Source organism: Marinobacter sp. H13, from assembly GCF_059072335.1.
The window spans coordinates 4,495,348-4,511,640 of sequence record NZ_JCACRU010000001.1 but is presented as its reverse complement, the minus strand read 5'-3'; the positions used below and the strand labels follow the sequence as shown (position 1 = coordinate 4,511,640).

The 16,293-nt window shown below is 51.6% G+C and carries 13 protein-coding genes; 5 read left to right on the top strand and 8 right to left on the bottom strand.

Features of this window, described 5'->3' with window-relative positions; all coding sequences use genetic code 11:
- The first annotated feature begins 533 nt into the window (after nucleotides 1–533).
- Nucleotides 534–1,850 carry an IS1380 family transposase gene (locus AC5JQH_RS21040; RefSeq protein ID WP_493805948.1) on the top strand — a complete coding sequence of 439 codons (1,317 nt, stop codon included), beginning with the start codon at nucleotides 534–536 and terminating at the stop codon, nucleotides 1,848–1,850.
- Between the two features lie 287 nt (nucleotides 1,851–2,137).
- Here the strand turns inward: AC5JQH_RS21040 and AC5JQH_RS21035 are convergent, their stop codons facing one another.
- The 4 genes from AC5JQH_RS21035 to AC5JQH_RS21020 form a co-directional block, all read right to left on the bottom strand.
- Nucleotides 2,138–3,277, bottom strand: coding sequence for an efflux RND transporter permease subunit (locus AC5JQH_RS21035; RefSeq protein WP_493805947.1), 1,140 nt, complete (start codon nucleotides 3,275–3,277; stop codon nucleotides 2,138–2,140).
- A complete protein-coding gene (locus AC5JQH_RS21030) occupies nucleotides 3,270–4,484 on the bottom strand; it encodes an IS256 family transposase (RefSeq protein WP_493805989.1) in 1,215 nt (404 codons plus the stop codon). The genes AC5JQH_RS21035 and AC5JQH_RS21030 overlap by 8 nt, the downstream gene beginning before the upstream one ends.
- A gap of 65 nt (nucleotides 4,485–4,549) precedes the next feature.
- A complete protein-coding gene (locus AC5JQH_RS21025; protein WP_493805946.1) occupies nucleotides 4,550–6,532 on the bottom strand; it encodes an efflux RND transporter permease subunit in 1,983 nt (660 codons plus the stop codon).
- Complete coding sequence (locus tag AC5JQH_RS21020; RefSeq protein WP_474546204.1) at nucleotides 6,532–7,596, bottom strand: efflux RND transporter periplasmic adaptor subunit; 1,065 nt, start codon at nucleotides 7,594–7,596, stop codon at nucleotides 6,532–6,534. Before AC5JQH_RS21020 ends, AC5JQH_RS21025 begins: the two co-directional genes overlap by 1 nt.
- Nucleotides 7,597–7,790: 194 nt before the next feature.
- On the opposite strand from AC5JQH_RS21020, the gene AC5JQH_RS21015 reads away from it, so the two are divergent.
- The 4 genes from AC5JQH_RS21015 (at nucleotide 7,791) to AC5JQH_RS21000 (ending at nucleotide 11,604) form a co-directional block, all read left to right on the top strand.
- The gene (locus tag AC5JQH_RS21015) at nucleotides 7,791–8,270 is read left to right on the top strand and encodes a MarR family winged helix-turn-helix transcriptional regulator (protein WP_474546205.1); all 480 of its coding nucleotides are present in this window, start codon (nucleotides 7,791–7,793) and stop codon (nucleotides 8,268–8,270) included.
- A complete protein-coding gene (locus AC5JQH_RS21010) occupies nucleotides 8,267–8,704 on the top strand; it encodes a hypothetical protein (RefSeq protein ID WP_474546206.1) in 438 nt (145 codons plus the stop codon). Before AC5JQH_RS21015 ends, AC5JQH_RS21010 begins: the two co-directional genes overlap by 4 nt.
- Nucleotides 8,705–8,813: 109 nt before the next feature.
- Nucleotides 8,814–10,028, top strand: a complete 1,215-nt coding sequence (locus tag AC5JQH_RS21005; RefSeq protein WP_008172129.1) for an IS256 family transposase — start codon at nucleotides 8,814–8,816, stop codon at nucleotides 10,026–10,028.
- Between the two features lie 274 nt (nucleotides 10,029–10,302).
- Nucleotides 10,303–11,604: an IS1380 family transposase gene (locus AC5JQH_RS21000; RefSeq protein ID WP_493805489.1), complete on the top strand. Its 1,302-nt coding sequence runs from the start codon at nucleotides 10,303–10,305 to the stop codon at nucleotides 11,602–11,604.
- Nucleotides 11,605–11,810: 206 nt separating this feature from the next.
- On the opposite strand, the gene AC5JQH_RS20995 is transcribed toward AC5JQH_RS21000, so the two are convergent.
- From AC5JQH_RS20995 to AC5JQH_RS20980, 4 genes are read right to left on the bottom strand one after another with little or no spacing between them, the layout of a single operon-like run.
- Entirely contained in the window at nucleotides 11,811–12,269 is a 459-nt protein-coding gene (locus AC5JQH_RS20995) for a Mov34/MPN/PAD-1 family protein (protein ID WP_442915003.1), read from the bottom strand.
- Nucleotides 12,251–13,960, bottom strand: coding sequence for a ThiF family adenylyltransferase (locus tag AC5JQH_RS20990; protein WP_232902898.1), 1,710 nt, complete (start codon nucleotides 13,958–13,960; stop codon nucleotides 12,251–12,253). The genes AC5JQH_RS20995 and AC5JQH_RS20990 overlap by 19 nt, the downstream gene beginning before the upstream one ends.
- Before the next feature lie 2 nt (nucleotides 13,961–13,962).
- The gene (locus tag AC5JQH_RS20985; protein WP_493805945.1) at nucleotides 13,963–15,180 is read right to left on the bottom strand and encodes a CBASS cGAMP synthase; all 1,218 of its coding nucleotides are present in this window, start codon (nucleotides 15,178–15,180) and stop codon (nucleotides 13,963–13,965) included.
- Entirely contained in the window at nucleotides 15,177–16,184 is a 1,008-nt protein-coding gene (locus tag AC5JQH_RS20980; protein ID WP_493805944.1) for a CBASS cGAMP-activated phospholipase, read from the bottom strand. The genes AC5JQH_RS20985 and AC5JQH_RS20980 overlap by 4 nt, the downstream gene beginning before the upstream one ends.
- Nucleotides 16,185–16,293 lie beyond the last annotated feature (109 nt).

Here is a 16,293-nt window from a genome sequence, read left to right as displayed (position 1 = left end):
CAGGTTATATTTTTCAACCCATTTGTTATGTTTCTTGTTGATAGCGCCGGACACCGACAGCTGCCCTGCCCCCTCCAAATCACGACTCATATGCCGAATCTGGCCAACCAAACGTAGATTTTATGGCTATTGGGGATGCATTGGTGCCTGAATGCGAAGTTGGGTTTGGTCGCAAAGCGAACATTCGGGTTTGGGGTTAACTCCCGGCTCACGCGCTGAAGTTCCCCGATACACATGACACACACCAGCCTCTTTAGGAATTGTCCGCTGTAACGGGGTAGAACCCATCCTTGTACGAAGGCCTCTAGTTTAGATAATCCCTACTAAAATCCGACTGAACAAATGGTAACGGCGGTCATTTGGTCGCGTCTCTCAAAATGATATCCAAACATTCTAGAGTGCTATCGATTTCTTCTTTAGTCCTGAATCCGTGAGTTCAACCGGCTGAAACTGTATCCAAAGCCTGCAATAACAAAGCCTTGGGCGATATAATAGCACCTGACATCCATTCGCCCAGTCAGTGCATTTAGTTCATGCGTACTTTCACTCTCCAGCAATCCCGAACCGAAGTCTATACACCCCACGGCGGACTGGCCCCGGTGGGCCACTGCCTGAACCGGCACACGTCGCTGATCAAAACCGCTCGCACAGTCGTCAAGCGGCACGGTATTCCGAACATTGAGCTGATCCGCACCTACCTGGGCCTGATCACGCTGGGCAAGAGCGATTTCGAGGCGGCCGAGCCGGTACGAACAGATCCGTTCTTCAAATCGGCGATGGGCATCAAGCAGTCGCCATCTTCAGCCCGTTTGCGCCAGCGATTTGATGAAGATGCCCAAGCCCTGACGCCATTGCTGGAGGATGCCAGCGTTGAATTTCTTCAGTCCGTCGACGCGCCGGTGTCACCACTGGCGATGGGCCATGTTGCCCTGGATATGGATGTCTTTCCCATGGACAACAGCCAGACCCATAAAGAGGGTGTCAGCTACACCTACAAGGGTTACGACGGCTATGCACCCATTGCCGCGTATCTGGGCCAGGAAGGCTGGTGCCTGGGTTGCGAGCTACGCCCTGGCAGCCAGCACGCCAATAACGGTTTTCTGGATACCCTCAAACGGGTTTTGCCCCGGGCCCGGTCACTGACGGACAAGCCCATCCTGCTGCGTCTGGACAGTGCACACGATGCCCGTGACAATCGCGACTTCCTGCGCGAGCAGGACCAGATCGACTTCCTGATCAAGTGGAACCCTCGCAAGCAGGATCCCTTGGCTTGGGCAAACAAGGCCCAGGCCAAGGAAGTCTGGTCGCTGGACCGCGACGGCAAGATGGAAGCGGTTCTGTCAGAAGACCTTCCCGATGAACCCGGCCTGCGTCGCATCGTCAAGGTCACCGTTCGCACCAGCGATGCCTCCGGTCAGCTGTACCTGGAGCCAGAAGTTAGCATCGAAGGCTGGATTACTTCCTTACCAGTCGACGAGGTCAGTGACCAACAAGTCATGGCGCTGTACAGCGACCATGCCACCAGTGAACAATTTCACAGCGAGTTCAAGACCGACCTGGACCTGGAGCGCCTGCCCTCCGGCAAGTTCGACACCAACAACCTGGTCATGGCCTTCGCCACCATGGGTTACAACGTGCTGCGCTGGATGGGCCTGAGACTGACCGCCCCAGATGCGCCAGTGCGCCATCCGGCCAAGCGCCGCCGCCTGAGAACGGTGATGCAGGAACTGATGACCATGGCCTGCCGCCTGGTGCACAGCGGCCGGCAGTGGATTCTGCGCTTTGGTCGGCACTGTCCGGGCTTTGCCGTTTACCGCGACCTCTATGGAAGCCTTGCCGCCTCCGGTTAAGCAAGTCCGACAACAGCCGCTACCTTAAAGCCACCCGGAAAACCAGCCCGGGGCAACCCGCTATTGCCTGACGACCAGAAGTTGATCAAAACGCGCCCAAATTTGGCCGCTGATCGACGTCAGACTGCACGTTCCGGCATTATCAACCTGCTTTTGACCAAGTGATGGCTCCCGTTAGCGCCGATGGCGCTTTGCGGAGTATACTGGCCTGCAAAGTCACTGATTCAGGTTTAAGTTATAATTAGGACCTATGAATCGATAAACATTCATTACCATGGCATTTGCTCTCATGTATCTCTGCGGCTCTGACTAGGTATTCGATCTAGCATTGCGTAAAGCGCTGGAACAAATATCAACGTGGCGACAGTGCCAAGCGAGACCCCACCAATCAGAACGTATGCAAGAGGCCCCCAAAAGCTATCCACTGTAAGTGGAATAAAAGCCAATACCGCAGCCAGTGCAGTCAGAACGACTGGCCGGGACCTTTGAACCCCAGCCTCAATGACAGCGTTTCGAATCTGCATGCCAGAGCTGACATTGTCAGAGACCTGCTGGGTCAGAATTAGCGTGTTGCGCATTAGAATGCCGGCAAGACCTATAATCCCAAGCGTGGCCACGAACCCAAATGGTTGGCTAAACATCAACATCGCAGCTACAGCGCCAATCAAACCTAACGGTGCGGTGAGTAATACAACGAATGTTCCTCTGAAAGAACGCATCTGCAGCATCACGAATATCAGCATCAAGACAATCATTAGAGGTTGCAGAACCTGAATCGATTCCTCGCCTTTTGCAGATTGCTCAACGGCACCGCCAATTTGGAGAGAATAACCTGCAGGAAGCCGCTCGCGGAGATCCGACAAATTCGCCCAAACGTCGGCAGTGACATCTTTCGCTTGTGCTCCACGGACATCGGCGTTGACGGAAATGAACAACTCTCTGTTATATCGCCTTATGACCGGTTCCTCATAGACGACATCGACTTCGCCGATCTGGTTAAAAGAAATTCGACGCCCATCTTTGCTCACAATCTCCAGATCCTGGATTTGCTCAGCATCCTCAGCTTGAGCTCGACCTATTGCTGGGACCAAACGGATACCGTCTCGCAACGTTGTTAATGTCAATCCAGATAGTTGGAACTGAAGCTGATAAGAAACGTCTTCTGGCGTCAATCCAAACAGTCGGAGTTGGTCGGTGTCGAAGACCAGGTTCAGAGCGGGAGTCCGCTCATCCCAGTCAAGATGGCTGTTTTCGGTATTGGGATGGTCAGAAATAACGTCCCGAACTCTTCTCGCAAGTGCGCGCAACTCATTAGCTTCGGGGCCAAGGACTCGGATACTGACTGGCCAATCAACGGGCGGGCCGTAGAGAAGTGTCTCAACGAGCCTGTAAATAATTCTGTGTAACCACCCACCTGGGTTAAACATATTCCTTCAGGCGTTCCTCGAAGTCGATCATAAACCGATTCAGCGCGGCTTTCCAATTACGGATGGGCATGCTCCACTTTTTCGAGGCTTGCTGGATGGCCAAATAGACCACTTTGAAGGCCGAGTCATCATGCGGGAAGATCTTGCGCTTTCGGGTGGATTTGCGGATGACACTGTTGAGCGATTCGATGGCATTGGTGGTGTAGATGACTTTGCGTATCTCGGGTGGATAGTTGAACAGGGTGTTGAGATTGTCCCAGTGGTTGCGCCAGGATTTGCTGATCATGGGGTACTTCTCATCCCAGCTCGCGGCAAAGGCCTCCAGCTCGGCCAGCGCGGCCTGCTCGGTGGCTGATTGGTAGATCGCCTTGAGGTCGCCAGTCACGGCTTTGTAGTCCTTCCAGGCGACGTATTTCAGCGAATTGCGCACCATGTGGACAATGCAGAGCTGGATCTGGGCCTTGGGATAGACGGTCTGGATGGCATCCGGGAAGCCACTGAGCCCGTCGACGCAGGCGATGAGGATGTCCTGCAGCCCACGGTTTTGCAGCTCGGTGAGGACAGACAGCCAGAACTTGGCGCCCTCGTGCTCGGCGATCCACATGCCCAGCAGCTCCTTGTGGCCCTCCAGGGTGATGCCCAGGGCCAGGTGGATGGCCTTGTTGATCACCTGCTTGTTGTGGCGCACCTTGACCACGATGCAGTCCAGGTAGACGATGGGGTAGATCGGCTCCAGCGGCCGGTTTTGCCATTGCACCACCTCGTCGATGACGGCATCGGTGACTTTGGAGATCAGGGCCGGCGAGACATCGGCGTCGTACATCTCCTTGAAGGTGTCGACGATCTCGCGGGTGGTCATACCCTTGCCGTAGAGGTAGAGGATCTGATCGTCCATCTGGGTCAGGCGGGTCTGGCCTTTGCGCACGAACTGGGGCTCGAAGCTGGCGTTGCGATCCCGCGGGGTGGCGATCTCCACCTCGCCATGTTGGCTCTTTAGCCGCTTCTTACTGTGGCCGTTGCGGCTGTTGCCGGTGCCCCTGCCGCTGGGTGAGTGCTTCTCATAACCCAAGTGCTCTACCAGCTCGGCATTCAGGGCGGTCTCGACGGTGAGTTTGAGCAGCTGCTCCGTCAGGGTGCCCAGGTCCTTTTCGGATTTGATGTCCTTGGCCAGCTCGGCGGCCAGGGCTTTGAGTTTTTCTTGATCCATGACTGCGTCCATTATTATTCTCCTTGATTAAAGGTAAGTAATAATGGGCAGTTACACAATTTAATTTACAGGCTCGTCTCAACCCTTATCCTCGCTTCAGGAAAGAGACCATCGGCAACGCTGCTGCGAAGCAGGGCAATTAAGCTGTCTCGGGCCTTCACATCCTCCGCAACCATAACTAACTTCGCAAATGCGCTGCTTGGCTGCTCGGGATTGGCTGAGATAAAGAACCTAGGGGCGCCAGCGCCAACGAAAGTGGACATCGATCTGATGCCACTTGCACCTTCCACCAGATCTTCAACCTTTTTGGCTGTTTGGTTTGTTACATCAATAGAGGTCCCCTGAGGGTGATAAATGCTAACTAGCACCTCAGGGCGATCAGATCTTGGGAAAAACTGTTTTTGAACCGGACCTATCAACCCAATAACTGAGACGATAAGCAGGAAAAAAGTCGTGAGTACCACCGATTTTCGGTGGGCCAGAGAGCCAGTTATGACCTTTCTAAGAACTCGATAGGGTCGGGAGGAATAAGCATCAGTTTCGTTATTGTGAGTCTTTGGCATGCTATCTGGAAGAAACTTTACGCCGAGATAGGGCGTGAAAGAAACCGCAACCAGCCAAGAGAGTAGAAGTGCTATTGCTAGCACCCAAAAAATGTTACCCGCATACTCTCCGACACCTGACTGAGCAAATCCTATCGGAACAAAGCCAGCAACTGTAACCAGAGTACCGAAAAGCATTGGAGCTGCCGTCACGTTCCAAGCATGAGCAGCGGCTCGCACCTTATCCCAACCTTCCTCTAATTTAACGATCATCATCTCTATAGCAATGATCGCGTCATCGACCAGAAGACCCAGGGCAATGATCAGTGCTCCAAGTGTGATTCTGTCGAGGTTGATACCCAGCGTCAGCATGACAACAAAGGAGAGTCCAAGAGTTATCGGAATAGCGATCCCTACAACAACACCCGCTCGAAGCCCGACGGCAAACATAGTTACTGCCATCACCACAAGGACGGCAATAAGGAACTTGACTTGGAAGAGATTGACAGCATCCGAAATCGCTTCTTCTTGGTTCGTCAGCACATCAAGCTCCATACCAAGAGGCAAGTTAGCCCTTTCTCTTTCCCAGAATTCCCTCAAACGTTTACCGAATTCCAATCCATTCTCGCCACCTTGCATAACAACCCCGATAAGCAGCGCATCCTCCCCAAAAGAGCGAACGAGGTAGCTTGGGGGATCCTCATATCCTCTAGAGACGTTGGCGATGTCATCAAGCTGAACGAGTTGATTTCCAATTTTGATTGGTACCTCTCGCATTGCCTGGAGATTTGAGAGGTCACTATTCAATCGGAGATATACTTTGGGTCCATTCGTAACAATGTGACCTGAGGGTAAAAGCCGGTTGAAGCCATTAATCGCCTCGACTACGTCAGGCAGGGATAATCCGAGCCCTTGTAGCTTGCTCATGTCAAAATCAACGAAAACTCTTTCCGGACGCTCTCCAAGAATTTCCGCCTTTTTGACCCCTGGGACGCGCTGTACCCGATCTCTGATCTCTTCAGCATCTCTGACGAGTTCTCTTAACGGCATCCCTGAGGCAGTCAGTGCTGCGAGAGTGAAATAAACATCGCCAAAGTCCTCGTTTACGATGGGGCCGATTACGCCTTCCGGCAGTGAGCCAGCTTCATCCTGCATTCGGCGCCTTACTTGATAGAAGCGGTCGGGAACGTTTTCGGCCTCGGTAAAGTCTTGAAACTCGATTTGAAGGTCGGCTCGACCTTGCCGGACTGTCGTCTCGATTCTATAGAGGTCTTTAACTTCCTGTATTCGCTTTTCTAAGCGGTCTACAACACTATCCTGGAGTTCTTCAGCAGTTGCTCCTGGCCATAAGACCGAAACCACCATGACCCGAACAGTGAAGTCAGGATCTTCAGCGCGTCCAAGGGAATTAAAAGCATATAGGCCCGCGACAAGAGATATAATGATCAGAAACAAGGTAACCGAGCGCTCTCGAACGGCTATTTTGGAGAGGTTAGGGAAAGACATCAGATTTCCCTCTCGCTGAGGGGGCGGACTGCCATTCCAGGCTTGAGAAGGTGTGTTCCCAGAGAAATAACCGCTAGGCCGTCTCTTAGCTCTGGACTAGAGACCCAAGCATACTCCGTTTCTATTTTGTGAATGGAAATGCTGGTTGACAGCGCTTCTCCATTATCAATGGTCCAAATTAGGGGAGTTTCGCCTCTCTCATCAATGGATGAAATTTTGGTTTTGTAGAGAGGTATGTCGGGCTGACTGTCACGAAATTTTGTTTTAACAAGTTGACCATACCTGAGGCCGGGGTACTTTTGGTCAATCGCATATCGTGTCTTCCAAGTACGACTAAGAGGATCCGCAGCTCCCGCAACTTCTCTTCGCTTCAACGCAATCGCAACACCATCGACGATAAGCTCACCAGACTCTGGCGGATATCGGTCAGAGGGAAAATCAACTTCAACTTCGGGCTGCGCATCCTTGGCAAATTTCGCAACAGGGTGGCCAGCGCTTACAACTTCTCCCGGTTCCCCGAAGGCATCCAGAATGAAGCCGTCGCTGTCAGACTTGAGCACACCGTAGTCCAGGGCATTCAGAGCCTGGCTCAGTTCAGCCTCGGCAGCATCGCGCTGGTTCTCTGCCTCTTTTAGAGCCAGCAATGTCCGTTGATATTCCCGACGACTTTTATAGCCTTGTTCAATCAGCTGACTGTCTTGTGAAAATTCGTTTTCAGCAAGCTCTAAGGTTGCTTCTGCTGCCTTCAACCTTGCCCGGGAAGTAACCACGGATTGACGGAGGTCTCGAAGGTCAAGCGTGAAAAGAACATCACCTTTCCTGATTGACTGGCCTGCATCGACCAATCGTCGATCGATTTTGCCGCCAACCTGAAATGCTAGCTCCACTTCGTGGCGGGCTTTTACTGTTCCCGTCAAACTGAAAAATGAATCAGAGGCCTCCACTAGCGTGGTGGTTTGTACCCAACGATGTGCACTCGATTCCCCTTCCGCTGGGCCTCCTGAATTTTGGCTGCAGCCGAAAAAGAGACTCACGATTGCGAGACTGAAAAAAACCTTTTTCATCGACATTTCCTCAGTAACATGTTGGTTTTCTGTCCTTTTTATCGATGGGGACGGAGTCCAAAGCAACACAGGGGCTGTTGAGAACATAGGGAGGTTGCGCTAACACTAAAACTTTCTCTCATATTGGCAGCATGCTGTCAATATGGTGCAATACTTCTATCTTTACGAAAACAAATTGAATTGGACTTGAACTCATGGACAAACATTCCGAGCTCAGCGAAGCCGCCACAGACCTCATTCTTGAAGTATTTCGGTTTAACGGAGCACTACTAAATTCCGGCGACAACTTGGTGCGCGACTTGGGGTTGACCAGTGCTCGTTGGCAGGTACTTGGGGCGATAGTGTTGGAAGAGCGTGACCTGACGGTTGCCCAAATCGCCCGCAGGATGGGGTTGGCTCGACAATCAGTACAAAGAGTGGTGAATGATTTAGTCGATTCTGACCTTTTAATGTATTCGGAAAACCCCGACCACAAGAGAGCGAAGTTAGTCGGCTTGACACATAAAGGTGCTGAGACATACCGACTCGCCGACCAGCGTCAAATACGGTGGGCCAAAGCTTTAACGGACGGTATTACGATTAAGGACCTGAAGACATCGCTCTCAATAATTCGGTGTCTTGAGGAGAGATGCGCAGAAGAAGTTGGACAAAATGATCAGGAGTGGAAGCTATGAAGAACCTCCACGGTGCTGCAGGTGCTGTAGCAATGCTAACTATCGCAACTTTTTGGATTGCCACTGTCCTTGTTGAGATTTTCGGAGATTTCGAAACGATCTGGACGATCAAGCAAGCCATCCTTTGGGGCATGCTAGTCTTGATCCCAGCACTAATAATTACGGGTGCATCGGGCTTCAGGCTTGCAGCAAAGCGCGGAGGACGCTTAGTCGATAACAAGAAAAAGAGAATGCCGATCATCGCTGTCAATGGATTGATTGTGCTTGTACCTTCGGCCATATTTTTGGCGAGTCGAGCTTCAAGTGGAGATTTCGGCGCTTGGTTCTACGCAGTTCAAACTTTGGAATTAATTGTTGGCGCTGTTAACTTTGTTCTTTTAGGCATGAACATGAGAGATGGGCTCCGAATGAGTGGAAAGCTTTCCGGAGCCTAGTACTATGAATAGAGTGTTAATCATCAGATGCAAAGAGGCTGTAAACCAAATTGTGTAACTGCCCACGACTGAGTAACCTTTTCAAAAGGATACCATCGTGGGTACGCAATTGGACCAAGAAAAACTCAAAGCCATGGCCACCGAGCTGGCCAAGGACATCAAGTCTGAAAAAGATCTAGGAGCCCTCACTCAGCAACTGGTCAAGCTCACCGTCGAGACCGCTCTCAACGCCGAACTGGACGAGCATCTTGGATACGAGAAGCATGCTCCTGAAGGCCGTGGCACTGGCAACAGCCGTAACGGCTATTCTGCCAAGCGCCTGAAGGGCCAGCACGGCGAAGTGGCGATAGAAGCCCCTCGTGACAGGGACGGCTCCTTCGAGCCGCAGTTCGTCCGTAAAGGCCAGTCCCGCCTGACCCAGATGGATGACCAGATCCTGGCGCTATACGCCAAGGGCCTGAGCACCCGGGATATCGTGGACGCCTTCAAGGAGATGTACGACGCGGACATCTCGGCAACACTGGTTTCCAAGGTGACGGAGCGTGTGATCGATCAGGTTCACGAGTGGCAGAATCGCCCTGTTGATCCGATCTACCCCATCGTCTATCTGGACTGCATCGTTCTGAAAATTCGTCAGGACAAGAGGGTGATCAACAAGTCCCTATATCTTGCCCTGGGCATCAACATGGAGGGCCAGAAAGAGTTGCTGGGCCTCTGGCTGGCCGAGACCGAAGGTGCGAAGTTCTGGCTATCGGTACTGACGGAACTGAAGAACCGTGGTCTGGAGGATATTCTGATCGCCTGTGTGGACGGTCTCAAGGGCTTCCCGGATGCCATTGCGGCTGAATACCCCCAAACCAAGGTTCAGCTCTGCATCGTGCATATGGTTCGGAACTCGCTGCGCTACGTGTCCTGGAAGGACTACAGGGCGGTTACTGCGGACCTGAAGCAGATCTACCAGTCTGCTACGGAACACGAAGCCCGGCAGGCGCTGGAGGCCTTTGGCGAACGCTGGGATAGCCAGTACCCTCAGATCTCTCGCTCCTGGCACAGCCATTGGGACAATATGATCACGCTCTTCGAGTACCCTCCGGCGATCCGGAAGGTCATCTACACCACCAATGCCATTGAGTCACTGAACAGCGTTATCCGCAAAGCGACCAAACGTCGCAAGCTGTTCCCTACCGATGACTCGGCACTAAAAGTGGCCTTCCTGGCGATCCAGCAGGCATCAAAGAAATGGACCATGCCGATCCGTGATTGGAAGCCGGCATTGAATCGCTTTATTATCGAATTCGGTGACCGCCTGGACGGCCACCTGTAATGGGGTGGGCAGTTACACAGATTTATTTACAGGCTCGATGCAAAAATGTGGCTTAGCATTTAAACGCTGAGCCACTGTTCTTTCACGCTGGCCTGGCATGAGTGGTCGCAAAGCGAACATTAGAAGCTCGCGAATCTGGAGTGCGAACTGATGGCTTATCAATTGAATTTGGCCCTAACCCGGATTTCTCATGAAGGGATAAAAAGAAGCGGCTAAAAGTGCTATAGTTTCAAGAACCTAACCAATCCACCAAGCACCAGTAGCCGCATCCAAAATGGTACCTCAAAAACTGACCTTCTCGCCACTCTCCCGCCGCCAGATTGAAGCCGATTTCTCCGGAGGCCATATCACCTCGGATGCCGGTGTGTTGTTACTGCGCGAAGTCGACAAACAACACCGGTTAACCCAACGGCTGGCCGAGACTCTGACCGACCAGCGGGATCCCCGGATGATTCGTCATGGGCTCAACACCATGATCCGGCAGCGCGTCTACGGCGTGGCCAGCGGCTACGAAGATCTGAATGATCATGAAGCGCTTCGCTTTGATCAGGCACTACAAACCGCCACGGGTAACGCCTCCGCTCTGGCTGGCAAATCCACGCTGTGCCGAATGGAACAGGCAATGGACCGGCAAACCATTGTGAAGGCCCATGAGCTGCTCTGGCACCACTTTATTGAACAACACGAAGAGCCGCCGAAGGAAATCGTGCTGGATTTTGACGGCACCGATATCCCGGTGCATGGGGATCAGCCGGGTAAATTCTTTAACCGGTATTACGACCATCACTGCTACTTCCCGCTTTACGTCTTCTGCGGCCGGCACTTGCTGGTGAGCTATCTGCGCACCAGCAACCGGGGTGATGCCCGGCACAGTTGGGCCATTCTGGCGCTGCTGGTGCGATTTATTCGCCAGTATTGGCCACAGACCCGGATCGTATTCCGGGGCGACTCCCACTTCAGCAAGCCCCGACTGCTGGCCTGGTGCGATCGCAACCAGGTGGATTACATCGTAGGCATGGCCCGCAACCAGCGGCTGGAGGCGCTTGCCGCCCCAGCCATGGACAAAGTCCGGACCTACTACGAGGCTCATGGCCATAAGCTCGCCAGCACCTTCCGCTTCCGCTACAAAGCCCGAAGCTGGCATAAGCCACGCTGGGTGGTTGCGCGCCTGGAATATGGCCCTCAAGGCCCGAACCCCCGGTTCGTTATCAGCTCCCGCTACGATGACGGATTCAAGCTCTACTACGAACAGTATTGCGCACGGGGTGATATGGAGAACCGGATCAAGGATCAACAACTGGATCTGTTTGCCGGTCGCACCTCCAGCACACACTGGTGGACCAACCAGTGGCGGCTGATCTTATCCGGCTTCGCCTACACCCTGTTCGAGCGTTTGCGGGTGCATCTGAAAAACACGCCCTTCGAACGTATGAGTGCCGGCACCTTGCGCTTGAAGCTGATCAAGGTTGGCGCAGTCATCATCCGCAACACCCGCCGAATACGGGTGTTGATGAGTGATAGCTATCCACACAAGAACGATCTCTCAGCACTGGTTCAGCGCTTGGTGCCCCAGTAGATAATCGGGCTCCCCCGGCCCGATACCAATGGGGGAAAGGGGGAGTTGTGCCTGAATGCCGGAAACTGGCTAAATAATCGCCAACTTCGACCATGACCACTCGGATCTGGCACTACCAGGCTTGGTCTGCGAAGGTTGTTGGAGCACTATGAGAAATCCGGGCTAAAGAGGGGCGGCTTTCGAATGATTCGCCTAACCCGCTGGAGTCATCCCCCAGTCCATATCTCTGAGATTCCTGCAATCAAAAAGATTGCCAACTGTCCCCTTCGCCCTTCATTGAAGGTTTGCCAAGCATGGAGATCTATATCAGAGGGTTTAGGCAACCGCTCAGGGTGAGTATGCCACTCTCCCAAACAATTTATTTTACCTAAAGACTGTTCATACCATCTGGTTACTTGGCTAACGTGTTTTGGGTCTTTCCGAGTGAATCGGAACCTGCTTCGCTTATCGAGCGATTGCGGTACCGTGAGATTGATTACATGCAAGTCAACTCCTTTATAAAAACCAACCAGAAATCCGCCGGCTTCCAGATCCGAATGGCATTCTTGTCTATATCCGCCAATAACTTTCAGAACCGAGTCTTCTATTAAGAGGTGTCCCCCATCGCCTTTCCTCCACAACTGCGGTCCGACCCTTTTAAATTCGTTTATTTGGGACGAGAGCATAGCGGGCAATTGTTATCTGGTTGAGGAGTAGTGTCTGGTCTCTTCTGACATAAATCCGGTTTCAAGACCTGAAACCTGAGGCTATTCTGAACCCTATCGGCGAGATAATCATAGAGAATTGTCATTGCTTGCGTGGCAGCAATCATCGAAGTTGTTGCGGCGTAGGCATGAAAACTCTGATGGCATGCGCCAAAGAGTGGAGTATCGTCCTCTGGGCAACGGCTTAACGGAAATCTTGGTCGATACTTACCGTTTTCGAGAATCCATAAGCATCGATAGCATGCTGAGCCCTTCTTATTTCTGTCGTTGAGAAATGCCACCGTGGCCAGTCCATGACCGTGTATCCAACTATGCACCACAACAGGCTTCAAGCCATGCTCTGACAGATAGTCTGGAATCGCTATCGCCACAGTCTGCGACCCAGTGGCATCAACAATGATGCTGTCTTGAGTAAAGATATTCCAACATTCGTTAAGCGAGCAGGGGTGTTCCTTGATTTTAAGGAAAGGAAAATCAAGCCTGAGTCTAGCCGCAACAGCTTCGGCTTTGCTATGACCCACGCTTTCCGTTCCCAAAAGGTGTCTGCCTACGTTTTCTATGTTGAAGTCGTCAGAATCAATAATGTGGAGCTCGCCATTTGCGCCCCAACCAGCTCCATGCGAACAGAGCAATTTTCCCAAATGCCCACCAATCGTTCCGGCGCCAACAAGAATTACCCTTCTATTTTTGAGGGATGGCTCTTCTTTCGGTCGATTGCGCGTTTGAATATAAGACGGGTCAGCTCGGTCTAAGCGGTATCGAATGATCTTTGTACCATCGGCCTTCAATATTTTTGCGGCTTGCTTCAAACGCTTATGCTCAATCGCCTTAGCAGCAACGTCAGGTATTACAAAGGTAAAGCCGCATCCCAGAGCGTCGTCTCCATTGGCTGACGGCCAAATAATCGCCACTCCAACGAGCCTGATGTCATTTCCGCGTTTTCTCTTTCCCTTGGGTTGTATTGATTGTCGTAGACGCTCTACCAGTTGATTATGGGCGTCAGGAGCACTTTGGCGAATCCAATCGATTACCTCTCTGATGCTCGCCGGAGGCCAAGACCTCGGATTAAGAGAGACTGGCGGTTTTGCAAGCCGCAGGATAACCCATGGAGTATTTGGGCTTTGCTGAGCGTCGATGCTAAGCCAAGAATCTTCAGCTTTTCGCACAAGCCACTGACGCCCACTGGCTTGCTCCACGATCTGAATGAGGTCATCTTTGTTCTGGACAACACAGGCTACACGCAGAGATCTATGGGCACTCCAGTATCCTGAAAAGTCCTGAGCAATTACTTCTTCAGCCGGAGCGTTGGCCAGATTATCAACAAGAACCCGCTCAATACGCTCGAGACAGCCAGCAACCAGCTCAGTAGCCATAGCGGAATCCCACCATGTCCTACTTTGGTCGACGAAACAAACCTTTCCATCATCGTTGATATGGCGATAACCGAAGGCGGATCTTAAATTCAGGTCAAACGGCCATTCCGGTAGGTATGCATCTGGGTAATCAAATCTTCCTTCACGAAACCGCAATTCGAGTTTTAGTCGCCAATCACCGATGCAAATATACCCGGAAAATGTGGGTGTAGCGTCCAGATATATGGGTCGATTGGAAACGAAGCCGCGCAAGGACAGGAAACGCTCAATTTCCTCCATTACTAACCTGAAGTGCTACGATCAGTAGTGTGCAGCGGGCGCACATCAGGTTTGGTATTTCTAATTGAAGCAACCGTAGACGCCACCGCACTTGTTACAATGATTCTGGTAGGGTCAAAAGGCATTCGCTCGCCGAACAAATTAATGAGAATTGCATTCGCAACCTTTGGATCCTCTCTTTTTGCCTGAGCGTAATTATCGCGCAGTCCCACAAACTGACGACGGTATTCCTCCGCCTCTTTATCACTGATCCTTCTTCTGAGATCTTCTTTTGCGTCCTTGTCCTCAGGCGTTGGGCATGGAACCAGGACCGGGCTATCCAGTACAGACGGAAGTTCGTTTATCACTGCGTCTAGAGCATCACAGTGAGAGAGCCCATTAGTATCGCCTGGAAAGCTCGACAGACTATGTGAAAGGAGGAAAATAGAGCTAGGACCGCCGCCCTTCGGCCATGTTTCATCTCGCCAAGCCTTCAAAAAGCGGTTCACCGGGCGAATCATGCTTCCCATCTGTCGAAAGTGAGATTTCACCCAATCACGAATCGCTAGCGCGTCTGATGGTTGCCAACCTTTTTTCCGATGGGCCATGTGAATGACACTTGGATCTACCGCCTCGATTGCAGATGTGTCAAAGAAAAATTCACTATCTCGAATCATTTCTGGCAGCTGTTCATTTGCTTTCATGACCCTCAGCTGCTCTTCCGTTATCCGGTGAAGCTCGCCCTCAGGAACTGCATACAGCGGTATATCTATGTGCGTTTTTTCGCTTAGCAAAACCCGAATGCAGTTATCCTTTTGGTCTTCCCCTTTCGGAATGGTCCAATTGTTACGCCTATTCTGAACATGCGCCTCCAGTATTCGCGTGACAGCATCAAAATAATACCCTGTGACAGTCTTGGGCTGCTGCCCATTTCCCAGCGCAGAGAATGGCAAGTAGATACCTAAATCAATATCTACTTGTTGTTGGGGAGGGTAAGCAGGAGCATTGAGCGTTCCATAAGCATAAGAGCCTTGGATAGCGAATTTTGGCTTTGGTATTTCATGCTCCAGCCGCTGCCGCTTTACTTCCTCGCGTAGATCGGTAAAGCCAGCAACGATCACGCTGCGAATTTCCTTCGCGGCATCGACCAATGCCTGCTCCTCATGCTCTGGCAAATCCAAATTGCCCAGAAGGGACTCGCTGCTTCGACTGGCCAAAAGGCTATGGAATTGGTTTGTCATTGATCGTCCCCCGCTAGCGGAAAATGATTACGGAAATAATCTGTACCCATGAATTCAGCAAAGTGTTTCTCTGCATGGCTCGTTAAAGTTTTGACTGCGGCACTGCTCGCATCATCAAGACTGATATCACCAGCAGCCTCATCGCTCGCGGTGCCATCGATAAGGTGATACCGGTCCTTTAATAGCAATCTCAGCATATAGTTGGTTAAGTGCTCTTGTTGAGACATCAGAAACGTCATTAGCCGAGGTTGGACTGGGTTTAACCAATAGGATGCGCCCTGATCGGGCTTTGTAGAGCTACTTATACTGGGTTTGCCTGCAAGCGTACCGACAGATAGAACAGAAATTTCATTTTCAGGCACATTCAATCGAGTCTTGGCTTCGAGCCAGCCAAAAAGGCCAGGCGAGTTGCCCATCAAAGCTCCATCCGCGAAAAATGTATTAGTGTCGGAAACCTCGTGAATCGGAAAAAAGACAGGAGCAGCGCTGGTGGCTAGGGCTACGTCAACTACTCTCACATTCGCGTCTTGACTGATTTCTTTATGGTGAGGCGTTTTAAACATTTTGGGGGAGCCAGTACTTAGATTTGCTGCCGTAATCGCGACGTTCGCGTGCTTAAGGTCTCTCATCCGCGTGTCGCCAAATATTTCGACAAGTACCGCCTCCAACCCATCCGCTTTGTGAATAGGTTTTAGGAATGCGCGAGTTCCTCGAAGTACCGTTTTAATGAAACGAAGAATTTTGGATCTTGTATGAGAGAGCGGTGGTTTTACTGGGTTGGGAAAGATTCTGTTTCCATTTTTTACGAAGGTATCTTCGATGTCTTTGAGGGGAATGCCTGACGCAATACCAAGCGCGATAATTCCACCTATGGATGTCCCTGTGATCAGGTCAAAATGCTCTGAGAGAGGCCTGCCTATTCGCTCCTCAAGTCGCCTAAGTACCCTCACAGTGTATAGGCCTCTAAAACCGCCTCCGGATAAAGCCAAGACCTTGCCGCTCACTAAAATTCCCCTTCACCAGTGCAGATCTTCATACTAAACCCACCTCAAATTACTATATATAGACATCAATAATATTTTTCAACCCCATATCTAGTAAATTCTTTGGTGA